Annotated in this window: 1 rRNA gene; it reads left to right on the top strand. The window is 47.1% G+C overall.

Annotated elements, in window-relative coordinates:
* The first annotated feature begins 114 nt into the window (after nucleotides 1-114).
* Nucleotides 115-2,935, top strand: a 23S ribosomal RNA gene (locus tag ACFS5M_RS14250).
* The last annotated feature ends 179 nt before the right edge of the window (nucleotides 2,936-3,114 follow it).

The following is a 3,114-nucleotide window of genomic DNA, read 5'->3' as shown; positions in this document are numbered from 1 at the left end:
TTAATGTAATAATTGTATGATTAATTATACTCCATTACGAGCGATGTATAATTAATCAAGATTTGATTGTCTTTAAGATGATTAAATCGAAACTCATTAAAAAAGCAAAAAGTACAATAAGCTACAAAAGAGCGTATGGGGAATGCCTAGGCTCTCAGAGGCGATGAAGGACGTGATAAGCTGCGAAAAGCTGCGGGGATTGGCACATACAAATTGATCCGCAGATATCCGAATGGGGCAACCCAGCATGTTGAAGACATGTTACACCGTAAGGTGAGCAAACCCGGAGAACTGAAACATCTAAGTACCCGGAGGAGAAGAAAACAAAAGTGATTCCGTTAGTAGTGGCGAGCGAACGCGGATTAGCCCAAACCAGTGTTGTTACGGCAATACTGGGGTTGTAGGACTGCGATATTGGTTGTGTAATGAATTAGAATCCTTTGGAAATAGGAGCCATAGAGGGTGATAGCCCCGTATAAGTAAAGATCATTAACCATAGCAGTATCCTGAGTAGTGCGGGACACGAGTAATCCTGTGTGAATCAGTCGGGACCATCCGATAAGGCTAAATACTCCTGAGAGACCGATAGTGAACTAGTACCGTGAGGGAAAGGTGAAAAGAACCCTGAATAAGGGAGTGAAATAGATCCTGAAACCATACGCTTACAAGCGGTCGGAGCCCTTTGGGGTGACGGCGTGCCTTTTGCATAATGAGCCTACGAGTTACCGTTGCTAGCAAGGTTAAGTGATTAAGTCACGGATCCGTAGCGAAAGCGAGTCTGAATAGGGCGCTATAGTTAGTAGTGGTAGACGCGAAACCGTGTGATCTACCCATGGGCAGGTTGAAGCTGTAGTAACATACAGTGGAGGACCGAACCGGTTGACGTTGAAAAGTCTTCGGATGACCTGTGGGTAGGGGTGAAAGGCCAATCAAACTCGGAAATAGCTCGTACTCCCCGAAATGCATTTAGGTGCAGCGTTGATTTATAGTTTTATAGAGGTAGAGCTACTGATTGGATGCGGGGGCTTCACCGCCTACCAATTCCTGACAAACTCCGAATGCTATAAAATGATGATCAGCAGTGAGGGCATGGGTGCTAAGGTCCATGTCCGAGAGGGAAAGAACCCAGACCATCAGCTAAGGTCCCCAAATGTATGTTAAGTTGAATAAACGAGGTTGAACTGCTTAGACAGCTAGGATGTTGGCTTGGAAGCAGCCATTCATTTAAAGAGTGCGTAACAGCTCACTAGTCGAGCGGTTCGGCATGGATAATAATCGGGCATAAACATACTACCGAAGCTATGGACTTTTAAAAGTGGTAGGGGAGCATTGTAGTGGCGTTGAAGGTGTGCTGTGAGGCATGCTGGAGTAGCTACAAAAGAAAATGTAGGCATAAGTAACGATAATGCGGGCGAGAAACCCGCACACCGAAAGACTAAGGTTTCCTCAGCTATGCTAATCAGCTGAGGGTTAGTCGGGACCTAACGCGAACCCGAAAGGGGTAGTGGATGGACAACAGGTTAATATTCCTGTACCTGCTCACACTAAACGTGACGGAGGCGAAAAGTTAGTGCGTACTGACGGAATAGTACGTTGAAGGATGTGGTAACACTCTGATAGTACACTAAGGCTACGGCCGCGGTGATAATCTAGCAAATCGACTTCCAAGAAAAGCAAGTGAAGCAGCCCGTACCCTAAACCGACACAGGTAGTTGGGATGAGAATTCTAAGGTGCTCGAGAGATTCATGGCTAAGGAACTAGGCAAAATAGACCTGTAACTTCGGGAGAAAGGTCGCCACCCTTCGGGGTGGCCGCAGTGAAAAGGTCCAGGCGACTGTTTATCAAAAACACAGGGCTATGCTAAATCGAAAGATGACGTATATGGCCTGACACCTGCCCGGTGCTGGAAGGTTAAGTGGAGGGTTTAGCTTCGGCGAAGATCTCAAATGAAGCCCCAGTAAACGGCGGCCGTAACTATAACGGTCCTAAGGTAGCGAAATTCCTTGTCGGGTAAGTTCCGACCTGCACGAATGGTGCAACGATCTGGACACTGTCTCAGCCATGAGCTCGGTGAAATTGTAGTATCGGTGAAGATGCCGATTACCCGCAGTGGGACGAAAAGACCCCGTGAACCTTTACTATAGCTTAGTATTGGCTTTGGATAAGTAATGTGTAGGATAGGTGGGAGACTTTGAAGCGACGTCGCTAGGCGTTGTGGAGTCATTGTTGAAATACCACCCTTTGCTTATCTAGAGTCTAACCTCTAACAAGGGACAGTGCTTGGTGGGTAGTTTGACTGGGGTGGTCGCCTCCAAAAGAGTAACGGAGGCTTCTAAAGGTTCCCTCAGTACGGTTGGTAATCGTGCGTAGAGTGCAATGGCATAAGGGAGCTTGACTGAGAGACCTACAAGTCGATCAGGTACGAAAGTAGAGCATAGTGATCCGGTGGTTCCGCATGGAAGGGCCATCGCTCAAAGGATAAAAGGTACTCCGGGGATAACAGGCTGATCTCCCCCAAGAGCTCACATCGACGGGGGGGTTTGGCACCTCGATGTCGGCTCGTCACATCCTGGGGCTGGAGAAGGTCCCAAGGGTTGGGCTGTTCGCCCATTAAAGTGGCACGCGAGCTGGGTTCAGAACGTCGTGAGACAGTTCGGTCTCTATCTACTGTGGGCGTTAGAAATTTGAGTGGATCTGACTCTAGTACGAGAGGACCGAGTTGGACAAACCTCTGGTGTATCTGTTGTTCCGCCAGGAGCATTGCAGAGTAGCTACGTTTGGAAGGGATAAGCGCTGAAAGCATATAAGCGCGAAACCCACCACAAGATGAGATTTCTTTAAAGGGTCGTAGGAGATGACTACGTTGATAGGCTACAGGTGTAAAGGCAGTAATGTCATAGCCGAGTAGTACTAATAACCCATAGGCTTATTGTACGCCTGTTTTTTTATAGAGTACAAGACAATTATTCATGTCATTTTTTTCAATATGTTAAGATATTTATTCCCGCAAAAGTGGGAATCTGCAGAAAGCAGATAGGAATCCAAGGAGATTCCTGCTTTCGCAGTAAGTTTTAAGGTGATTATAGCGATGGGGCTCACCTCTTACCATTCCG

Source organism: Lacinutrix iliipiscaria, from assembly GCF_042686125.1.
In the GTDB taxonomy this organism is placed as follows: Bacteria; Bacteroidota; Bacteroidia; order Flavobacteriales; family Flavobacteriaceae; genus Oceanihabitans; species Oceanihabitans iliipiscarium.
This window is presented reverse-complemented; position numbering and strand designations above follow the sequence as displayed.